Annotated in this window: 19 protein-coding genes; 12 read left to right on the forward strand and 7 right to left on the reverse strand. The window is 58.2% G+C overall.

All coding sequences use genetic code 11. The features are described from left to right. Positions 1 to 63 precede the first annotated feature (63 nt). Together mgtE and ACR0D9_RS00490 are read left to right on the forward strand one after the other, a co-directional pair. Complete coding sequence (mgtE, locus tag ACR0D9_RS00485) at positions 64 to 1,458, forward strand: magnesium transporter (RefSeq protein WP_267365362.1); 1,395 nt, start codon at positions 64 to 66, stop codon at positions 1,456 to 1,458. Then, complete coding sequence (locus ACR0D9_RS00490) at positions 1,455 to 2,012, forward strand: 5-formyltetrahydrofolate cyclo-ligase (RefSeq protein WP_480481990.1); 558 nt, start codon at positions 1,455 to 1,457, stop codon at positions 2,010 to 2,012. The genes mgtE and ACR0D9_RS00490 overlap by 4 nt, the downstream gene beginning before the upstream one ends. A gap of 3 nt (positions 2,013 to 2,015) precedes the next feature. On the opposite strand, the gene ACR0D9_RS00495 is transcribed toward ACR0D9_RS00490, so the two are convergent. Then, the gene (locus tag ACR0D9_RS00495) at positions 2,016 to 2,243 is read right to left on the reverse strand and encodes a putative hemolysin (protein WP_267365364.1); all 228 of its coding nucleotides are present in this window, start codon (positions 2,241 to 2,243) and stop codon (positions 2,016 to 2,018) included. Between the two features lie 130 nt (positions 2,244 to 2,373). Between ACR0D9_RS00495 and ACR0D9_RS00500 the strand changes: the two genes are divergently transcribed. From ACR0D9_RS00500 to ACR0D9_RS00510, 3 genes are all read left to right on the forward strand, one after another. Further along, positions 2,374 to 3,189, forward strand: coding sequence for a TIGR00282 family metallophosphoesterase (locus ACR0D9_RS00500; RefSeq protein ID WP_209504607.1), 816 nt, complete (start codon positions 2,374 to 2,376; stop codon positions 3,187 to 3,189). Between the two features lie 87 nt (positions 3,190 to 3,276). Next, the gene (locus ACR0D9_RS00505; protein WP_480475795.1) at positions 3,277 to 5,055 is read left to right on the forward strand and encodes an SLC13 family permease; all 1,779 of its coding nucleotides are present in this window, start codon (positions 3,277 to 3,279) and stop codon (positions 5,053 to 5,055) included. Between the two features lie 96 nt (positions 5,056 to 5,151). Next, positions 5,152 to 5,889 carry a YbaY family lipoprotein gene (locus tag ACR0D9_RS00510; protein ID WP_480486381.1) on the forward strand — a complete coding sequence of 246 codons (738 nt, stop codon included), beginning with the start codon at positions 5,152 to 5,154 and terminating at the stop codon, positions 5,887 to 5,889. A gap of 13 nt (positions 5,890 to 5,902) precedes the next feature. Here ACR0D9_RS00510 and ACR0D9_RS00515 read toward each other — a convergent pair whose 3' ends face one another. From ACR0D9_RS00515 to ACR0D9_RS00530, 4 genes are all read right to left on the reverse strand, one after another. Then, the gene (locus ACR0D9_RS00515) at positions 5,903 to 7,564 is read right to left on the reverse strand and encodes an FAD-binding dehydrogenase (RefSeq protein WP_480537388.1); all 1,662 of its coding nucleotides are present in this window, start codon (positions 7,562 to 7,564) and stop codon (positions 5,903 to 5,905) included. A 10-nt stretch (positions 7,565 to 7,574) separates the two neighbouring features. Beyond that, positions 7,575 to 8,432 (reverse strand): bile acid:sodium symporter family protein, encoded by an 858-nt coding sequence (locus ACR0D9_RS00520; RefSeq protein ID WP_480537389.1) that lies wholly within the window; start codon positions 8,430 to 8,432, stop codon positions 7,575 to 7,577. A 73-nt stretch (positions 8,433 to 8,505) separates the two neighbouring features. After that, positions 8,506 to 9,240: a glutamine amidotransferase gene (locus tag ACR0D9_RS00525; protein ID WP_480537390.1), complete on the reverse strand. Its 735-nt coding sequence runs from the start codon at positions 9,238 to 9,240 to the stop codon at positions 8,506 to 8,508. Positions 9,241 to 9,256: 16 nt separating this feature from the next. Then, positions 9,257 to 11,029 carry an SLC13 family permease gene (locus ACR0D9_RS00530; protein ID WP_480481978.1) on the reverse strand — a complete coding sequence of 591 codons (1,773 nt, stop codon included), beginning with the start codon at positions 11,027 to 11,029 and terminating at the stop codon, positions 9,257 to 9,259. Between the two features lie 110 nt (positions 11,030 to 11,139). Here ACR0D9_RS00530 and ACR0D9_RS00535 point away from each other — a divergent pair, with 110 nt between their 5' ends. Then, positions 11,140 to 11,880, forward strand: coding sequence for a YebC/PmpR family DNA-binding transcriptional regulator (locus tag ACR0D9_RS00535; protein ID WP_480481976.1), 741 nt, complete (start codon positions 11,140 to 11,142; stop codon positions 11,878 to 11,880). Between the two features lie 145 nt (positions 11,881 to 12,025). Continuing rightward, entirely contained in the window at positions 12,026 to 13,306 is a 1,281-nt protein-coding gene (locus ACR0D9_RS00540; protein WP_480537391.1) for an MFS transporter, read from the forward strand. Between the two features lie 25 nt (positions 13,307 to 13,331). Here the strand turns inward: ACR0D9_RS00540 and ACR0D9_RS00545 are convergent, their stop codons facing one another. Further along, complete coding sequence (locus ACR0D9_RS00545) at positions 13,332 to 14,021, reverse strand: nitroreductase family protein (protein ID WP_480486373.1); 690 nt, start codon at positions 14,019 to 14,021, stop codon at positions 13,332 to 13,334. Positions 14,022 to 14,048: 27 nt separating this feature from the next. Next, entirely contained in the window at positions 14,049 to 14,942 is an 894-nt protein-coding gene (locus tag ACR0D9_RS00550; RefSeq protein ID WP_480537392.1) for a LysR family transcriptional regulator ArgP, read from the reverse strand. Between the two features lie 87 nt (positions 14,943 to 15,029). Between ACR0D9_RS00550 and ACR0D9_RS00555 the strand changes: the two genes are divergently transcribed. The 5 genes from ACR0D9_RS00555 (at position 15,030) to betA (ending at position 20,464) form a co-directional block, all read left to right on the forward strand. Continuing rightward, the gene (locus ACR0D9_RS00555) at positions 15,030 to 15,629 is read left to right on the forward strand and encodes a LysE/ArgO family amino acid transporter (protein ID WP_480475813.1); all 600 of its coding nucleotides are present in this window, start codon (positions 15,030 to 15,032) and stop codon (positions 15,627 to 15,629) included. 40 nt (positions 15,630 to 15,669) lie between these two features. Beyond that, positions 15,670 to 16,578: a DMT family transporter gene (locus ACR0D9_RS00560; RefSeq protein ID WP_480475815.1), complete on the forward strand. Its 909-nt coding sequence runs from the start codon at positions 15,670 to 15,672 to the stop codon at positions 16,576 to 16,578. An 83-nt stretch (positions 16,579 to 16,661) separates the two neighbouring features. Continuing rightward, positions 16,662 to 17,234, forward strand: a complete 573-nt coding sequence (gene betI, locus ACR0D9_RS00565) for a choline-binding transcriptional repressor BetI (RefSeq protein WP_480475817.1) — start codon at positions 16,662 to 16,664, stop codon at positions 17,232 to 17,234. Next, positions 17,231 to 18,739, forward strand: coding sequence for a choline-sulfatase (betC, locus tag ACR0D9_RS00570; RefSeq protein ID WP_480486369.1), 1,509 nt, complete (start codon positions 17,231 to 17,233; stop codon positions 18,737 to 18,739). Before betI ends, betC begins: the two co-directional genes overlap by 4 nt. A gap of 66 nt (positions 18,740 to 18,805) precedes the next feature. Next, entirely contained in the window at positions 18,806 to 20,464 is a 1,659-nt protein-coding gene (betA, locus tag ACR0D9_RS00575; RefSeq protein ID WP_480481964.1) for a choline dehydrogenase, read from the forward strand. Positions 20,465 to 20,594: the final 130 nt, after the last annotated feature.

Here is a 20,594-nt window from a genome sequence, read left to right on the forward strand (position 1 = left end):
CATTGTTTTCTGGTAGCTGCTTCTTCTATTTAGGGGCCAATCGCCGAAAGAAGGGGGCAGCGCATGACGACAGGCAGTGATCAAGCCGAACACGATCTGCCCCACGACGAAGACGCGTATGCACTGGATCGCCGGACAGTGGCGGCGATCCTATACGCCGTCGATGTGGATGATCGCGACAAGCTGATTGAGCTGATGGAGCCACTGCACGCGGCTGATATCGCTGACCTTCTGGAGCAGATCAATCCTTATGACCGGGCGCGGCTGATCCGGCTTTATGACAAGGAATTTGACGGTGACATCCTGTCTGAACTGGACGAAGCGGTCCGCGAGGAAATCATCGCCGTCCTGACCCCCGAGGTTCTGGCGGAAGCCGTGCGCGAGATGGAAAGCGACGACGTCGTTGACCTTCTGGAAGATCTTGAGGAACCGCAGCAGGAAGCCATTCTGGGCGCGCTCGAAGATTCCGAGCGGCTAGCGGCGCAACAGGCGCTTGCTTACCCCGAGAATTCGGCTGGTCGTTTGATGCAGCGCGAGGTCGTCATGGCGCCCGAGCATTGGACCGTCGGTCAGGCCATCGACTTCATGCGTGCCAATGACGATCTGCCCGAGCAGTTCTATCATGTTGTTCTGGTCGATCCGCGCCTGAAACCAACAGCGCAGGTGACATTGGGCAAGCTGATGGCGTCCCGTCGTGAGGTGCCGTTGCGCGATCTGGCGGAAGAGGAGTTTCACATCATCCCCGTTGATCAGGACGAGGAGGACGTGGCTTACGCCTTCAACCAGTATCACCTGATCTCGGCCCCTGTAGTGGATGCCGATGGGCGTCTGGTTGGTGTGATCACCATCGATGACGCGATGGTCGTTCTGGATGAAGAGCACGAAGAAGACATCCTGCGCCTTGCCGGTGTGAGCGACGAAAGCTCTCTGTCCGACAGTGTCGCGGCGACCAGTCGGCGACGGTTGCCGTGGCTGGCGGTAAACCTGTGCACAGCGATATGTGCTTCGTTGGTAATCTCGCAATTTGCGGCGGCAATTGACCAGCTTGTCGCGCTGGCCATCCTGATGCCGATTGTTGCATCCATGGGGGGCAATGCGGGTACTCAGTCGCTGACCGTTGCAGTGCGCGCACTGGCGACGCGCGACCTGACCAATTCAAACGTGATGCGCGTTATCAGGCGGGAACTGCTGGTGGGCATGTTGAACGGGCTCTGTTTTGCCATTGTACTGGGGACCGTGGGGATGCTGTGGTTCGGTTCACCTTGGCTGGGTGTCGTGATTGGGTCAGCCTTGGTCGTGAACATGATCATCGCGGGCTTTGCAGGTACGGTAGTACCGGTGGTGCTGGATCGTCTGGGAATTGACCCGGCTCTGGCGTCAGGAACCTTTGTGACAACCACAACCGATGTCATGGGGTTCTTCATCTTTCTTGGGCTTGCCAGTGTGGTGCTATTGTGACCGATCTGACTGAAATCAAAGCAGCTGCACGCAAAGCGGCATTTGCGCGCCGCAAGGTCGCGTTCGACACGCGTGTTCCCGGTGCAGCCGGACGTTTGTCCGAGGTTCTGGCGGGTTATCGCGGTGTGCCCTTGTCAGGCTACATGCCGATCCGGACCGAGATCGACCCGGTATCCGCCATGGCTGAAGCTTCGGCTTATGGGCCTGTTGGTGTTCCAGTGATCCAAGCCGCTGGAAAACCGCTGAAATTTTCGCGCTGGACGCCGGAAGGACCGCTGAAAGACGGCCCATTCGGTGCCAGAGTGCCCGAGGTCGATGATTATTTCGACCCCGAGATCCTGATCGTGCCGCTGGTGGCTTTTGATGCCAACGGCGGGCGTCTGGGATATGGCGGTGGATTTTATGATCGCACGCTGGAAGGATTGCGAGGCAAGCGCGCGACACTGGCAATCGGTTTCGCTTTTGACGCGCAAGAGGCGCAGGATCTGCCGCTGGAGCCAACCGATCAGCCGTTGGACATAGTTATCACGGAAAGCCGGGTGCTGACGTTCTAAGCCTCATTGCTGAAAGTGGCCGCGTAGATAGTCCCAGGCATCCACTTCCGTGCCGTCCTTCAGGATGCAGACACCAAAGACGCTTCCGTCTTCGTTCTTCCGAAGTTGGTAAACTCCATCATTCTCGACGCAAAAGGTTGCCGCGGGATTGGGCATGGATGTCTTTGTGCCTTGCGCCATAACGCCCGAAGCGACCACAAGGCCGAATGTCAATATTGCCAATAACTTCACAACATATCCTTTTGATATAAGCGCATGGCTAAGACTTTGCCACGCCTGCAAGCAATTTCAAGTTCGGGCTCAACTTAAATTTCACGGTTCCGCCTTGTTATTGCCCAGCACAGCCCCTACGACCCGGATCATGAGGATTTTGTTTCTTGGTGATGTCATGGGGCGCGCGGGGCGCGCGGCCGTTCAGCAACATTTGCCGCGCCTGCGCGACGAATGGCGGCTGGATTTCGTTGTGGTCAATGGCGAAAACGCGTCGAACGGCATGGGGTTGAGCGGCGATCACGCCAAGCTGCTGCTGGATGCCGGTGCAGATTGCCTGACATTGGGCGACCATGCGTTCGACCAGAAAGACATGCTGCAATATATCGAGAAAGAACAGCGCATCGTGCGCCCGGTGAACTATGCCAAGGGCGCGCCGGGGCGGGGGCACCGGCTGTTCAACGCACCCGGAGGGCGCAAGGTTCTGGTGGTGCAGGTGTTGGGGCAGGTCTTTATGAAACGGCCATTCGACGACCCGTTCTCGGCCATAGAGCCCATCCTGAAATCGCACCCCAGGGGCGGGCAGGCACAAGCCATCATTGTCGATATGCATTGTGAGGCGACGTCCGAGAAGATGGCCATGGGTCACTATTGCGACAAGCGCGCCAGCCTTGTGGTGGGCACACATACCCATGTACCGACAGCGGATTCGCAGATTCTGCCGGGCGGCACAGGCTATCTGACGGATGCGGGCATGTGCGGCGACTATGACTCGGTCATTGGTATGGACAAGCAGGAACCGATGCGCCGGTTCATAACCGGGATGCCCAAGACCCGGTTTACCCCTGCCAATGGCGAGGCCACGCTGAGCGGAGTGTTCGTCGAAACGGATGATCGCGACGGTCAGGCCAAATCTGTTCGCATGGTGCGCGTTGGTGGGCGTTTGGAACAAGCCGGGCCTGATTAACGAACGTCGGGCTTGCCCTGCCACGCGCAATGCGTGAAACTGCATGTCATCAGGCGCTTGGGCCAGGGTTCGGACAGAATACCACGAATGAATTTCCTTTCACTGACAGAGACGGGCAGCGCAATTCTGGCGCTGCTGATTGTTGCGAGCATGTTCGTCATGTTCCTGCGCGAGGTTTATCCGACCGAGGTCGTGGCCATCGGCGGTGTCTCACTGATGCTGGTCACAGGGATATTGCCCTATCAAAGCGCGCTGGCGGTCTTGTCCAATCCCGCGCCCTGGACGATTGGGGCGATGTTCATCATCATGGGGGCCTTGGTGCGGACCGGGGCCTTGGACGCCTTCACGTCGACCGCGCAAAGGCAGGCGCAGGTCAACCCGCGCATTGCCATCGGATTGCTGATGGGGTTTGTCGTTCTGGCCTCGGCTTTTGTGTCTAACACGCCCGTTGTTGTGGTCATGATCCCGGTCTTTGTTCAGATCGCCCGCACGCTGAACGTACCCGCGTCAAAGCTGCTAATTCCGCTCAGCTATGCCGCCATTCTTGGCGGGACACTGACACTGATCGGAACGTCCACCAACCTGCTTGTGGATGGTGTGGCCCGCGCGCAGGGGATGAAAGCTTTTTCGATATTCGAGGTCACGCCGCTGGGGATTGCACTGGTGATCTACGGCATGATCTATCTGCGTTTCATCGCCCCCAGATTGTTGCCCGAGCGGGATAGCATGGCCTCGCTGCTCAGCGATCGGTCCAGAATGAAGTTTTTCACCGAAGCGGTCATTCCGCCCGACAGCAACCTGATCGGGCGTGAAGTGACCGGCGTTCAGTTGTTCAAACGCCCCGGCGTGCGTCTGATCGACGTGGTCCGGGGCGATGAATCGCTGCGGCGCAATCTGAAGGGCGTTGAATTGCAGGTCGGTGACCGCGTAGTTCTGCGCACCGAGATGACCGAACTTCTGAGCCTACAGAGCAACAAAGAGCTGAAGCGTGTGGATCAGGTTTCTGCTGTCGAGACCAAGACGGTCGAGGTGCTGATCACACCCGGATGCCGTTTGGTGGGTCGGACCCTTGGAATGATGCGACTTCGGCGTCGGTATGGTGTCTATGTGCTGGCCGTTCACCGTCGCAATCAGAATATCGGTCGCCAGTTGGATGATCTGGTGGTTCGGGTAGGGGATACATTACTGCTGGAGGGCGCCCCGGCAGATATCCAGCGCCTTGCGGCGGACATGGACATGGTGGATGTCAGCCAACCTTCTGCACGCGCCTTCCGTCGCAGCCATGCGCCAATTGCAATTGGCGCGCTGGTCGGGATCGTCGTCCTTGCAGCGCTGGGTGTCGCGCCGATCCTGCTGTTATCGATTGTGGCCGTAGCCGTGGTTCTTCTGACCCGCTGCATCGACGCGGACGAGGCGTTCTCCTTTGTCGAAGGTCGCCTGTTGGCGCTGATCTTCGCGATGCTCGCCATCGGTGCGTCACTGGACAGCTCTGGTGCGGTTTCACTGATTGTCGAGGCCGTGGCACCGGGATTAAGCGCTCTGCCGCCCTTCCTGATCATCTGGGCGATCTATCTGCTGACCTCGGTGCTGACCGAACTGGTTTCCAACAATGCGGTTGCGGTTGTGGTCACGCCTATAGCCATCGGGCTGGCCCAGGCCGTCGGAATGGACCCGCGCCCGTTGGTGGTTGCGGTTATGGTGGCGGCTTCGGCGTCCTTTGCAACACCGATCGGATACCAGACTAACATGATGGTCTACGGCCCTGGCGGTTACAGGTTCACCGATTTCATGAAGGTGGGTGTTCCGCTTAACCTGACGGTCGGATTGTTGGCATCCCTTCTTATTCCATTGATCTGGCCTTTGTGATTTCGGCGCAGAATCGCCACTTTGTCGAAGCGCATCTTGCAAAGATCCAAGGGCACACGATCTTTTGCGAAGAGGGTTTGCAAAAGGATTTGACCGATGCAGCATTTGGGTCGCGCAATATGGGCGGGTGCAGCAACTTGGGCAGCTTTAAGCGGTGTCGCTATTGCCGGTATTGTTGAAGGGACCGCCACATACCGAGAGCGCATTGCACTGCCACCGGACGCAACCCTTTATGTCGAGCTTCAGGATATCTCGCTGGCCGATGCTCCCGCTGTCACGCTTGCCGCGCAACGGTATGCGCTGAGCGGGGTGCCCGCGCAGTTCAAATTGACCTATGACGATGCACTGATCATGGATGCTCATCGCTATAGCGTTCGGGCATCTGTGATGCAGGGGCAAAACCTGCTGTTCACCACAGATACCGTTTACCCCGTTCTGACGAATGGGGCAGAAAATGCCGCTGATCTTCTGTTGGTTCAGGTCCAGGGGCAGGGGGCGGCAACGCTGGACAACACCCAATGGGCCGCCTCGGGCCTGAATGGTGCGCCTGTCGAATCCGAGAAACGCCCCGAGCTTGTCTTTGGTCAGGATGGGGTTTTTTCAGGAAGCAGCGGCTGCAACCGGTTCAGCGGTCAGGCCGAGATTTCCGGCAATCGCATTGCGTTTCCAGACAACATGGCGGCAACACTCATGGCGTGCCCGCCCCCGCTGGACGCGGTTGAGCGGCAATTCCTGCAAGCCTTGCAGAACGTCACGACATTCGCGATGCAGGGCAACGCTCTGGCTCTGCTGGATGCGCAGGGCCAACCGGTGATCAAACTGGTGCGCAAGTAACAGGGAAAGTGCGTCAGGCGACGGCCCTTGAACGCCCGGCATTGCGACCGGAAAAGATGCAGCCGCCCAGGAATGTGCCTTCCAGCGCGTTGTAGCCGTGATAGCCGCCACCGCCGAATCCGGCGACTTCGCCAGCAGCGAACAGGCCCGGTACCACATTTCCGTCTGATCCAATCATCTGACTGTCCAGATTGGTCTGCAACCCACCCAGAGATTTGCGTGTCAGAATATGCAGCTTGACGGCAATCAGCGGGCCGTTGGCCGGATCCAGAAACTTATGCGGTTTGGCTGTGCGGATCAGTTTATCTCCGCGATAATTGCGCGCGGCAAGGATCGCCATCATCTGCGCATCTTTCGAAAAAGGGTTGTCGACCTGCGAATCCCGGGCTTCGATCTGGGCACGCAGTTGAGCCTCATCTATCGGAGTGTCGCCCAGATGGTTCATGCCGTTGACCAGTTCGGTCAGCGTGTTGGCAACAACAAAGTCCTCACCCTTTTCCTTGAACGCCTCGACCGGAGCAGTTGCGCTGGAACCTGACAGAATGCGCTGGCGGATAACCTCTTTCCAGCTGCCCGAAGTGAAGTCGGGGTTTTGTTCCGACCCGGACAGCGCAAATTCCTTTTTGATCACCTTCTGGGTCAGAACGAACCAGCTGTATTCATATCCGGTTTTCAGGATCTCACGCAGTGTCCCCAATGTGTCGAACCCCGGCAGACAGGGCGGAGCAAGGCGGTTACCTCTGGCGTGAAACCACATTGAACTTGGGCCGGGCAGGATGCGAATGCCGTGGGCGGGCCAGATCGGGTCCCAGTTGCGGACGCCTTCGGTGTAATGCCACATCCGATCACCATTGATGACATGGCCCCCCGCTTTTTCGCTGATTGCGATCATGCGGCCATCGACGTGAAAGGGTACCCCTGCAACCATGTCTTTGGGAGGCTCACCCAAACGGTCCCGGGGCCAATTTTGACGCACCATGTCAAAATTGCCGCCAATACCGCCGGAGGTGACGATGATCGACGGGGCATAAACTTCGAACTCGCCAACCTCATCGCGGTTGGTTTTGCCACCGCGCTGGGAGGTGTCATCGGCCAGAATTTCTCCGGAAACACCTTTGGCGGTTCCGTTCTGCATGATGATATGGCTGACCTGGTGGCGGAACTTCATCTGGATCAATCCGGCGCTGACATGGTCGCGGACACGTCGGATAAAATGTTCAAGAACGCCGGGGCCGGTGCCCCATGTGATGTGAAAGCGCGGGACCGAGTTGCCATGCCCCGTCGCATAAGACCCGCCACGTTCGGCCCAGCCAACGACCGGAAACCAGCGCAGGCCCATTTCGTGCAGCCACTGACGCATCTCGCCAGCCGCAAACTCGATATAGGCTTCGGCCCATTTACGGGGCCATGCGTCTTCGTCACGGTCAAACTGTGCGCTGCCCATCCAGTCGCGCAACGCCAGATCGTGGCTGTCGCGTATACCCATGCGGCGCTGTTCGGGGGTGTCGACCATGAAAAGTCCACCAAGGCTCCAGAACGCCTGACCGCCCAGAAAGGTTTCGGGTTCCTGATCGACAATGATCACCTTCTTGCCCCGGTCACCCAGTTCTGCCGCAGCGGCCAATCCGGCCAGACCAGCACCGATTACGATCGCATCAGCAGTGTTGTTTGTCATAACGGTCCTTTCAGCGCCTGCGGAACCAGACAAGAAACGGCAGAACCACGGCGTACATCGTAATGCCATAAACCGCCGAGGGCAGGGCCAGCGGGCTGAACCCGCTTTCGGTATTCGTGATCAGCGCCGCCAGTGTAATGCCCAGCGTGGAGTTTTGAATTCCGGTTTCGATCGAGATCGTCTTGCACTCATTCCAGGACAGGTTTGATATCCGCGCAAGCCCCAGCCCGATGAACAGCAGGGCGATATTCAAAGAAATCAAGCCTGCGCCCATGATGCCAAGATTGTCGACGAACAATTGCCAGTTCCCGGCCAGTGCCGCGGCAACGATCAGCACGAACAAAACGGTCGCGAGCGTTGACAATCCCGGCTCTACGCGGTTTGCAAACTCCGTTGCAAAGTAGCGAATTCCGACCCCGATTGCCACAGGCAGCGTTGTTATCAGAAACAATGCAACAGCCAGCCCGGTGATCGAAACCTCGGGGGCTTCGTCGCCCATGAAGTGCCTGATCGACCACGCGGCCAGTATTGGTATTGTCACCATCGACAAAAGGCTGATCACGGCGGTCAGGCTGACCGAAAGCGCGACATCGGCTTTGGCGAGCTTGGAGAGGATGTTGCTGGTTACGCCGCCCGGGCAAAAACTGAGCAGCATGAAACCAACCGCGATCTCGGGGGGCAATCCAAAGATTGTGACCGTCACAAAGGCTGCGACTGGCAAGAGAACAATCTGGCTTACCGCCCCGATGGCAAAGGCGCGTCGCCGGCTCAGGATACGACGGAAGTCTGCCACCTCCAGCCCGATGCCCAGAGACAACATGATAATGGCAAGCGACACCGGCAAGCCGACATTCAAAAGCAAATCCAAGGACAACCCCTCCCAAAGTTGCGTCAGATCAGCCTATGCGAGGGGGCAAGGCGCAGGCAACCGCGCCGTTGGGTCACTCGTATCGCTGGACGAAACGGCGCAGGATTTCACCGGGTTGCGTAACCTCTGCCGAATGGCAATGGTCGATCAGTTTCTGCGCGTCTTCGGGCGGGAAGTAGCCATGGTTCTTGTAGATGTTGATGCGTTGTTCAAAGTCTTTGGCATCGGCTTCCGGGTGGAACTGAGTGGCATAGACGTTCTGGCCCCAGCGGATCATCTGGAACGGGCAGGGGTCGGACGCAACAAGGTGAACGCAGCCCTCGGGCAGGGTTTGAACCGCTTCTTTGTGGCCAACAAACGCATCAAAGGTGGCGTCCAATTCTGCGGTCAATGGGTCTTGTTGTCCTTCGGGGGTCAGGCGGCACCTGGACGGCCCCACAGGTTCGCTGTACCGGGCTTTACTGACGTTGCCATCCAGATGTACGGCCAGAATACCAAGGCCATAGCAGCAGCCCATGAACGGGTGATCCTGTTCGATGATCTGCGGCATCAACCCCATGATCGCAGCCTCGATCCGGGCATCCAGCGGGGATTTGGTTGCGGGGTCATCACTGACGCATCCCGGTCCGCCGCCTACAATAACCCCCGCATAGTCGGCGACTTTCAGCCCTTCCGGCAGGTCTTCGCAATCCAGACGGATGCGGTGTGTGCGTTCGGGCGATAACCCGCTGCGGTTCAGGATCGAAGCATATTCTGCGTCGGAGGCATCCGTTTCCGGGCGCAGTTGCAGGATCAAAAAGCGTTTCATGATCAGCCTTTACCCGTCACAGCGGCCAAAAGACAAGGATGGCGGGGACGGAAACCGCGATGATCAGAGCCTCCAGCGGCAGGCCCATGCGCCAGTAGTCGCCAAAATGATAGCCGCCGGGGCCCAGAACCAGCGTGTTGTTCTTGTGACCGATAGGCGTCAGGAACGCAGCCGAAGCCGCAACGGCAACGGTCATCAGGAAAGGGTCGGGCGACACCCCGAGCGTTTGGGCCATCTGGATGCCCACCGGTGCCGCGACGATGGCGGTGGCGGTGTTGTTCAGTACATCCGACAAGGTCATCGTCACGACCATCAGTACCGTCAGGATCGCCCATGCAGGCAGACCGTTAGTCAGCTGGATCAGCGCATTGGCAATCAGCTCGGTGCCGCCGGATGTTTCCAAAGCGCTGCCCAGTGGGATCATCGAACCCAGCAGCACGACAACGGGCCATTCGATGTGGTTATAGATCTCCGTGATTGGCATGACTTTGGTAAGCACATAGGCAATGACGACAAGCCCCAATGCGACTGGAAGGTAAATCAACCCAACACTGGCCGCAAACACGGCAGCGGCAAACAGACCGATGGCCAGCCAGGCCTTGTCGTTTGCCGTCACGTTCAATCCGCGTTCGGCCAGTGGCAGACACCCCAGCCAATCGGTCACATCAGCGCTGCGATCACGAGGGCAAAGCAGCAGCAGGATGTCTCCCGGTTGAACCTCGGTCTTGCGAACCTGTTCGGTGATCTGACGACCCTGACGCGAGATGCCCATCAGGACGGTACTTTGGCGCCAGGCCAACCCGATACCCTGCGCAGTACGGCCGCTTATGCGCGCGCTTTCGGGAACGACCACTTCGATTACTTCCAGACCTTCGCCCTCGGCAGTCAGCAGCTCTTGCCGTCGCGTGTCCGAGAAATCCAGTTTCAGCGCAGAACGGAATTCGTCCAGCGCCTCCGGGCGCGCTTCAAGCACCAGCGCGTCGCCATCGTTCAATGTGGCATGGGTTGACCGGCCATATCGCCGTTTCCCATCCCGGATCAGGCCGATGATAGCCACGTCGGATTTTTCGGCCGTTTCATAAAGCTCGCTGACCCGTTTGCCGATATGGGCAGAGCCCGGCGGGATCGTCAGTTCGGCAATGTATTCGGCCAGTACCTCGGATGTTTCTTGTTGCACGCCGCGATTGGGGATCAATCGCCATCCGATCAGCGCGACAAATGCCAGACCGGCAATCGCTGCTATTCCACCAACAGGGGCGAAATCGAACATGTGAAACGGCTCGCCCAGCGTTTCCTGCCGGATCGAAGCGATGATGATATTCGGCGGGGTGCCGATCAGGGTGACCATGCCCCCCAGAATGGTAGCAAAGCTCAGCGGCATCAGGGACAGGCCGGGGGGGCGACCCGCTTTGCGCGCGGTCTGAATATCCACGGGCATCAGCAGGGCAAGCGCCGCGACATTGTTCATGAAGGCCGACAGAATCGCACTGATCCCGCCCATCAGGGCAATATGCGCGCCCAGCCCGCGTGACGCATCAACCAGAGTGCGGGTGATCAGAAAGACCGCACCCGACCTGACCAAACCGGCAGAGACCACAAGCACCAGCGCGACGATAATTGTCGCCGGGTGGCCAAAGCCCGCAAAGGCGCCACCCACCGGCACAACACCCAGAACGACGCCGATCATAAGCGCGGCAAAAGCCACAAGATCGTATCGAAACCGACCCCAAAGCAGCATTCCGAAGACAGTGATGAAAAGGGCAAAAAGTATGATCTGATCTGTCGTCATGCCGTCACCATACAAGGCGGTGAGGTCGTCGCAAGCCGCTCTCTTGATCCTGCCCCCCTCAAACGTCTATATGAGCGCCGAACACGCAAACATGATGACGAGGACGCACTATGGCAGGCCACTCCAAATGGGCCAACATCCAGCACCGCAAGGGGCGTCAGGACGCCGCGCGGTCCAAACTGTTTTCCAAACTGTCAAAAGAGATCACCGTGGCCGCCAAGATGGGCGACCCCGATCCCGACAAGAACCCGCGCCTGCGTCTGGCGGTGAAAGAAGCCAAGTCGAACTCGGTCCCCAAGGACGTGATCGACCGCGCGATCAAGAAATCCCAAGCGGGTGAAGGCGACGATTACGAAGAAATCCGCTATGAGGGCTATGGGCCCAATGGTGTTGCGGTAATTGTCGAAACCATGACCGACAACCGCAACCGGACCGCATCGACCGTTCGTTCCACGTTCTCGAAGAACGGTGGCAATCTGGGCGAGACCGGCTCGGTTGGGTTCATGTTTGACCGCAAGGGTGAGGTCATTTACCCGGCAGATGCTGGCGATGCCGACACGATTTTTGAGGCCGCCATTGAGGCCGGAGCCGAAGACGTCGAAAGCTCGGAAGACGGTCACATCATCTGGTGCGCGGATACCGATCTGAACGATGTCTCCTCTGCATTGGAAACCGCGCTTGGAGAATCAGAATCCACCAAGCTGGTCTGGAAACCGACCACAACGACGGAACTGGGCCTTGAGGACATGCAAAAGCTGATGAAGCTGGTCGATGCGCTGGAAGACGATGACGACGTGCAGCGTGTCACGACCAACTTCGAAGCCACCGATGAGGTCATGGCGCAGCTTTAAGCTGACCCATACCAGCTCATTGAAACCCGGTCGCAACGGCCGGGTTTTTTGGTTTTTGATGGTTTTATTGAATTATTGGCTGAAACAGTCGATGCGCTTAGGCTGAAAGTGCGGGAAATACAGAAAACACGAAGACACAGTACGAATGACATCCGAAACTTCCGATCAGACCAAGCGCAACGTGCCCGTCCTGGCCGGGCAAAGTATCCTGTCTCAGGTCGCGTGGACGCTCGGCAGCCCGTCGGTTGTTTTGCCGTTTTTAGCCGTTTCCTTCGAGTTGCCGATGTTTGTGGCGGGGGCGCTGGTGTCGGTGCGGATGGTCGGTTGTTTAATTGCGGACTTCTTTTTAGCGCAACCCGTTGCGGCAAGAAGCAAGAAGAAACGTGCAATTGCGCTGACCGAAGCGGTCATTGGCGCCTGTCTGGTTCTGGCAATCGCTGCGGCCGCAACCGGGGCTGTCCCATTGATCGCGGCGGTTTTCCTGTCTGTATTTCTGGTGATCGGGCTTGTCAGCGAAGTGCAGACCCTGATGCTTACGGATCTGCTCGGGGACCACGTTCAGGCGCGTTCGCGCATGGTCATGCAATACCTGCAACTTGGTGCCGGGGGGCTATGTGCCATTGGCCTTGCGTTGCTGGTGCATCAGTTCACCAAGGATAATCCACCCTTTTCGCGCCATTCAGTCATGATTGGCGTTTCGGTTTTATTCTTCCTGCTGTCGGGTCTGTTCATGCTGGCGATGACGGAAACCGTGCGTGAGGGTGCACCGACGACGCCGCAGAAGTCCGAAAGGGGCATTTCGATTAAGGCGAATATCAAGGGTATTCTGGACATGTTCGAATACCAATGGTTCCGGCGGTATATGATCATGCGTCTGCCCTTGGTTGCTGTGTCGCTGTCTGTTCCGTTCTTCGCTCTCATCGCAGCCGAAGCGCATCACAGCTCGACACAGGGATTGACCGCGATGATCGTTTCTTCCGCTTCGGGATATCTTGTATCGGGTCCTCTGTGGCAAACCATCAACATGAAATCCCATCGTGCGGTCATGGTGGTCGGGACATTGATGGTCGCCGCAACAGGCAGTGTCCTTTTGGTGTTCCACTATTTGGGCATTGACCATCAGGTTCATTTGCATGCAATTGCGCTGTTCATTGTCACCGTTGCGGTGACCGGGATCAGCAGTGCGCGCAAGCTCTATTTTCTGGATGTGGCACCCAAAGAGCAGCGGGTGCGGGGATCGGCGGCGGTCAAGGCGTTCGCGCGTTTAACCGCGGTGTTGTTGTCTGCGGGCCTTGCCGCTGTCGCCCATATGCACGAGGTCGCGATGGCCGTCGCATTCATCGTCGTCGCCAGTCTGGTGTCCTGTATAAACTGCTACCGCATGATGCAACCAGAACGGAAAAAGGCGGAACAGCCCTCGAATTGAGTTTTTGGCGAGCGTCGCGAAAGCCTCAGAAGAAGGATGAAATCTCTTCCAGGGGTTTCTTGAGTTTTGCCACAGCAGGCACAGTCGCTCCTTCTGACGGGTGTCCCACCGCGATAATCATGGTTGGTTTTTCCGACGCGGGCCGGTCCAGCGCGTCGTTCAGAAACCGCATCGGGTTTGGGGTGTGGGTCAGGGTGCTGAGGCCCGCGTGATGCAGCGCGGCAATCAGAAAGCCGGTGGCAATGTTCACACTTTCCGGGACGTAGTAGTTCTTGTACCGCGTTCCATCCTCGAATTGCCCCCAGCGCTGGGCAAAAACCACGATCAGCCAGGGGGCGATTGTCAGATGTTCTTTGACCGCGTTGGTGCCGATGGGCTCCAGCGCCTTGATCCATTCATCCCCGGCGCCACCTGCGTAGAACCGGCGTTCTTCTTCTTCGGCTTCTTCCCGGATGCGGTGTTTCAGGGCAGGGTCCGAGATGGCTGCAAAATGCCAGGGTTGGTGATTGGCGCCTGACGGGGCGGTACCCGCAGTGCGCAGACTGGTTTCGATTACCTCACGGGCAACGGGGCGGGGGCTGAAATCCCGGATAGTATGACGCTGACGCATCTTTTCATAAAATGCCTGCGCCGCGCCCAGCATGTCTGTATCGCTGATGTCGCATCGGTCTGGCAGGGGAATAGGGTCATAGCCAAGAGCGTCACGTGAGAACATCGGTCCCTCCGAAAATGTCGTGTCTGTTTAGCTGCTTTGAGGCGGAAGCAAAATCCGTTCTGACGCACGTTTTACAGCCTGGGTCAGAGGTTTGAGTGCGGGCGCAAGAACACGCCCAACCTGCCAGCTCAGCGCGACATCCAGCGGCGCATCGGGCACGATGGGGCGCAACAGCCCTTGTTTCAAAACCTCCCGCACCAGAGCCGCGGGGTTCATGCCCCACCCAAGCCCGGCAATCGCCGCGTCCACAAATCCGTGTGAAGAAGGCAGGAAATGAGACGGGGGTGAAAGGCGTTTGCCAGTGTGCTGAACAATCCATGCCCTTTGCAGCCCGTCCTTTTGGTTGAATACCAGGCAGGGTGCCTTGCCCAGTTCTGCCTCGGTCACATTGTCCCGAAACCAGGTGTTGTTGAATTCCGGGCTGGCCGTTGGCAGGTACCGCAACACGCCCAATGGGATCGCGTCGCACCCGGTCACTGTCTGTCCACCAACGGTGACGGCGGCGCTTACCTCGCCCCGCCGCAGCCAGTCTGCGGAGTGATCCTGATCGTCGATCACCAGATCGAACAGCATGTCAGGCACCTGCGCCATCGCATCAACAAACCAGGTGGCCAGACTGTCTGCCGGTACGGCAATGCGGACGCGGGCGGACCTTGATTCCTGCTCCAGCGTAAGCTCTCGAACCAGCTGTGCCTCAAGCAGTCCGACATCTTCCGCGTAACGGGCGATGCGCAGCCCGGCGGGCGTTCCGGTGCAAGGGGTGCTCCGATGTATCAGGGTGGCTCCAATCCGATCCTCAAGCGCCCTGATCCGCTGGGATATCGCCGAGGGCGTCACCGCCAGCTCTGCCGCAGCCGCATCAAAGCTGCCATGACGCAGAATGGCAGACAAAGCGGACAGGTGAAGAGGATCCAGCAACATTAGTCAGGCTTAACTCGGGATAACATCTTTAATTTGATAGATCGCACCGACGATCTTAGTCAACGTCTTGCAATAGCAGGAGGTCCCATGCCCACGTCCATGATCGCCGGTTTCGCGCTGGGTTTCAGTCTGATCCTCGCCATCGGGGCACAGAACGCCTTTATTCTCCGACAGGGGTTGCGGCGTGAACATGTGTTTCTTCTGTGCCTGACCTGCTCAATGTCTGACGCGGTTTTGATTGTTGCAGGCGTCACAGGGTTCGGGACTCTGGCGCATTCAGCCCCCTGGTTTGAACCTGTACTGCGATTTGGCGGGGCCGCTTTTCTGACGTGGTATGGGCTGCGCAGTTTCGGGTCTGCCCTGCGGGGTGGCGCGGTAATGGAAACGGGCAACGGCCCGCGAACCAGCCTTAAAACCGCAATGCTTACCGTTCTCGCCTTCACCTGGCTGAACCCGCATGTCTATCTGGATACAGTGGTTCTGATCGGTTCCATCTCGGCACAGTATGATGACCGGGTCGGATTTGCCATCGGGGCGGTCACGTCCAGCTTTGCCTTCTTCTTTTCACTTGGATACGGCGCAGGTGTTCTGTCTCCGGTGTTTGCGCGCCCGCGCGCTTGGCAGGTGCTGGATGCAGTGATCGGTGTCGTAATGCTGGGTATCGCACTGAAACTTGTTGTCATGTGAAGGGTTGTTCCCGGCAGGGTTTCGGTGTTCAACCTAAGCCATGACATCGCTTGCCGTTTCGTCGCGCCCGCTTGCCGCTATGTTCTGGATGTTTGCCGCCGGGCTGTCCTTTGTTGTGATGACCGCATTGGTCAAATCTCTGGGCACGACGATGAATCCGATCCAGGCCGCATTCCTGCGTTATGCGCTGGGATTGGTGTTTCTGTTACCGGCCTTGCGGTCGATCATGGCGACCCGGCTGACACCCCGCCTGCTGACGCTGTTCGGTTTGCGCGGTGTAGTACACGCGATTGCTGTCATGCTTTGGTTCTTCGCCATGACACAAATTCCCTTGGCCGAAGTCACTGCGATGAACTACATGACGCCGGTTTATGTCACCTTGGGTGCAGCCCTGTTTCTGGGTGAGAAGTTGGCTTTTCGCAGGGTCGCCGCGATTCTGGTCGCTTTGGTGGGCGTGCTGGTCATCCTGCGCCCCGGGTTTCGCGAAGTCTCACAAGGTCACCTTGCCATGCTCGGAACGGCCCTGATGCTAAGCGGGTCCTATTTGCTGGCCAAGCTTCTTGTCCGCGACGTTCCACCTTCGGTTGTTGTGGCGCATCTGTCCATCTGGGTAACCATAGCCTTGATCCCATTTGCGGTTGCCGTCTGGACCCGGCCCAGTATGCAAGAACTCGGGGTTCTGTTTCTGGTGGCCAGCTTTGCGACCGCAGGTCATTACTTCATGACATTGGCGTTGCAGGCCGCGCCTGTGGCCGTCACACAACCCGTCACTTTCCTGCAGTTGATCTGGGCCACGCTTGTGGGTGCAGCAATCTTCCACGAAAGCGTCGACCTTTGGGTTGTGGCTGGCGGAACCCTGATACTGGGCGCTGTAAGCTTCATCTCATGGCGCGAGTTCATGTTGAACCGGCGGGACTTGACGCCTCCCAGTATTGCGCCGAAGCTGTAACAAGACATCTCAGTGTTTACATTGATTGACGAGTCAATAAAAACATCCTAGCTTGGTCGCATGACACCTGTATGGGGAAAGCGATGCCAAAAGTTGGAATGGAGCCGATCCGCAAGGACGCGATTGTTCGAGCGACGATTGCTGAACTGGGTGTCAAGAAATCCCTGGATGTAACCGTAAGCCAGATTGCCAAACGCGCGGGCATGTCCAGCGCATTGGCACACCATTATTTTGGCGGAAAGGATCAGATATTTCTGGCCGCAATGCGTCAGATCCTCGCCGACTTCAGCGACGAAGCCAGGGCCCAGTTGAAAGCGGCCAAACCGGGCAATCGGGCAGAGGCGATTATCCACGCCTGTTTTGCCCCTTCGTGTTTCACACCTGACGTGACTGCCGCCTGGATGACGTTTTATGTGTTGGCGCAGACCAACAGTGACGCGCTGCGATTGTGGCAGATCTATCAGGCGCGCATCAGATCGAATCTGGTTCATGCCCTGCGTCCAAGGATGCTGGATCCGGTTGAGGCTGCCGAGAATATGATTGCCCTGATTGACGGGCTCTACATTCGCGCAGCACTCAGCGCCCCGGAAGAACCGCAACTGGCCGTGAACCACGCTATGCGCGTGCTCGATACTCTGCTCGAGGCTGAAAAATGACAAAACCAAACATTCTGATCCTGATGGTGGATCAGCTGAACGGAACCCTCTTTCCCGACGGTCCCGCTGACTGGCTTCATGCTCCGAACCTGAAGAAACTGGCCGAACGGTCGACCCGCTTTGCCAACGCTTATACTGCGTCGCCGCTTTGCGCGCCGGGGCGGGCCAGCTTCATGTCCGGTCAATTACCCTCACGCACCGGCGTCTACGACAACGCGGCTGAGTTCCGCAGCGATATCCCAACTTACGCACACCATTTGCGCAGGGCCGGCTATTACACCTGTCTGTCAGGCAAAATGCACTTTGTCGGCCCGGACCAGATGCACGGGTTTGAGGATCGCCTGACAACTGATATCTACCCGGCCGATTTTGGCTGGACACCGGATTACCGCAAACCGGGCGAGCGGATCGACTGGTGGTATCACAACATGGGATCGGTGACCGGCGCGGGTGTTGCCGAGATTTCCAACCAGATGGAGTATGATGACGAGGTCGCCTATAACGCCAAGGCCAAACTGTATGACCTTGCGCGCGGCAAGGATGACCGCCCATGGTGCGTGACGGTCAGCTTCACCCATCCGCATGATCCCTATGTCGCCCGTCGCAAATACTGGGACCTTTACGAGGATTGCGCGCATCTGCTGCCCGAAATCGCTGATATCGGCTATGACAACCAGGATCCTCACGCCAAGCGGATCTTCGATGCCAACGACTGGCGTAGCTTCGACATCACCCAAGAAGATATCCGAAAGTCGCGCCGCGCCTATTTCGCCAATATTTCCTATCTGGACGACAAGATCGGTGAAATCCTCGAAGTGCTCGAAACGACACGGCAAGAGGCGATCATCCTGTTCGTCTCGGATCACGGTGACATGCTGGGCGAACGTGGCCTTTGGTTCAAAATGAACTTCTACGAAGGCTCGGCGCGCGTACCTTTGATGATTTCATCCCCGGACTTGCCTGCCGGGCGGATCGATACGCCAGTTTCCACCATCGATGTCACACCCACACTCGGGGCTCTGGCAGGTGTTGACATGGCCGAGATCGCCCCATGGACGGACGGTGAAAACCTGGTGCCGCTGGCGCAAGGCGGGGAACGAACCGCACCTGTGGCCATGGAATACGCGGCCGAGGCATCGTATGCGCCGCTGGTGTCGCTGCGCTATGGCAAGTGGAAATACAATCGATGCGCGCTGGACCCGGATCAATTGTTTGATCTCGAGGCAGACCCGCATGAACTGACCAATCTGGCAGACAGCCCCGAACATGCGGGCACGCTGCAAACCCTGCGCGCAAAGTCCGAGACCCGCTGGGATTTGGAGCGCTTCGACGCGGATGTCCGTGCCAGTCAGGCGCGACGCTGGGTCGTGTACGAGGCACTGCGGCAAGGCGGATATTACCCATGGGATTATCAGCCGCTGCAAAAGGCGTCCGAACGCTACATGCGCAATCATATGGATCTGAACATCGTCGAGGAAAACGCCCGGTTCCCACGCGGCGAGTAACCTCTTCATCTTTTTAAAAATACTCCCGCCGGAGGCGTCATACCCGGCGGGCGAGGAGTTGTGAATATGGAAGCAGATTTTGTCATCGTTGGCGCAGGGTCCGCAGGCTGCGCAATGGCATATCGTCTGAGCGAAGGTGGGGCCTCGGTCCTTGTGATCGAGCACGGTGGCACCGACATGGGGCCGTTTATCCAGATGCCTGCCGCGCTCAGCTATCCGATGAACATGTCGCGCTATGACTGGGGATATCAGTCCGAGCCCGAACCGCATCTGAACAACCGCCGTCTGGCCTGCCCGCGCGGCAAGGTGATCGGCGGGTCGTCGTCGATCAACGGCATGGTCTATGTGCGCGGTCACGCACGCGATTTCGACACCTGGGCCGAGATGGGGGCTGACGGTTGGTCCTATGCGGATGTGCTGCCCTATTACAAACGCATGGAGACATGGCATGACGGCGGCCATGGGGGCGATCCGGCCTGGCGCGGCACTGACGGCCCATTGCACGTGTCGCGCGGTCCCCGCGCAAACCCACTGTTTCAGGCCTTTGTCGATGCAGGCCAGCAGGCGGGATACGAGGTCACCGGCGACTATAACGGAGAAAAGCAGGAAGGCTTTGGCCCGATGGAGCAGACCGTCTGGAAAGGGCGGCGCTGGTCGGCGGCAAATGCCTATCTGAAGCCCGCGCTCAAACGCGACAATTGTGATATCGTGCGGGGTCTTGCGTCTCGGGTTGTTATGGAAAGCGGTCGCGCCACTGGTGTGGAATTGATCCGTGGCGGCAAGAAAGAGATCATCAAGGCCCGGCGCGAGGTCGTTCTGGCTGCGTCCTCGATCAACTCGCCCAAACTGCTTATGCTGTCTGGTATCGGCCCGGGCGCACATCTGGCGGAACATGGGATCAACGTCGTTGCGGATCGTCCGGGGGTGGGTGCGAACCTTCAGGATCATCTGGAGCTGTATATTCAACAGGCTTCGCTACAGCCGATTACGCTCTACAAGCACTGGAACCTGTTCAGCAAGGGTCTGATCGGGGCGCAATGGCTGTTTACCAAGACAGGTTTGGGCGCATCGAACCAGTTTGAAAGCGCGGCATTCATCCGGTCTAAGCCGGGTGTGGAGTATCCTGACATTCAGTACCACTTCCTGCCGATCGCAGTTCGCTATGACGGACAGGCGGCGGCAGAGGGGCACGGGTTCCAGGCGCATGTCGGCCCGATGCGGTCCCCGTCACGCGGGGCGGTCACATTGCGATCTGCGCAAGCCGCAGACGCGCCGGTGATCAAGTTCAACTACATGAGCCATGAAGAGGATTGGGAAGACTTCCGCACCTGTATCCGGCTGACCCGCGAAATCTTTGGACAAAACGCTTTCAAACCCTATGCGGGCAAGGAAATTCAGCCGGGTGCCGCTGTGCAAACCGATGAAGAGCTGAACGCCTTTATCGCGGAACATGCTGAAAGCGCCTATCACCCCTGTGGCACCTGCCGGATGGGGCGTGCGGATGACAAAGGTGCGGTGGTCGATCCCGAGGGTCGCGTCATCGGCGTGGACGGGCTGCGCGTCGCGGACAGTTCGATTTTCCCGCAGATCACCAACGGCAATCTCAACGCGCCCTCGATCATGGTGGGCGAGAAAGTATCGGATTCTCTGCTGGGCAAAGACCCGTTACCCAAGGCCAATGATCGCCCGTGGATCCACCCCGGCTGGGCAACCGCGCAGCGATAATGATACTTAACTGCTCCCGGTTGAATACGCTATTCAGCGCTTGCCGGGGGCATGTTAGGAAAAGGTTCAGCGTTCTTGTCCAGATAAGGTTGAGCCACGTTTCAGCACAACTTGCCCTCTGCACGGCAGG

The organism is Ruegeria sp. AK11, assembly GCF_056541095.1.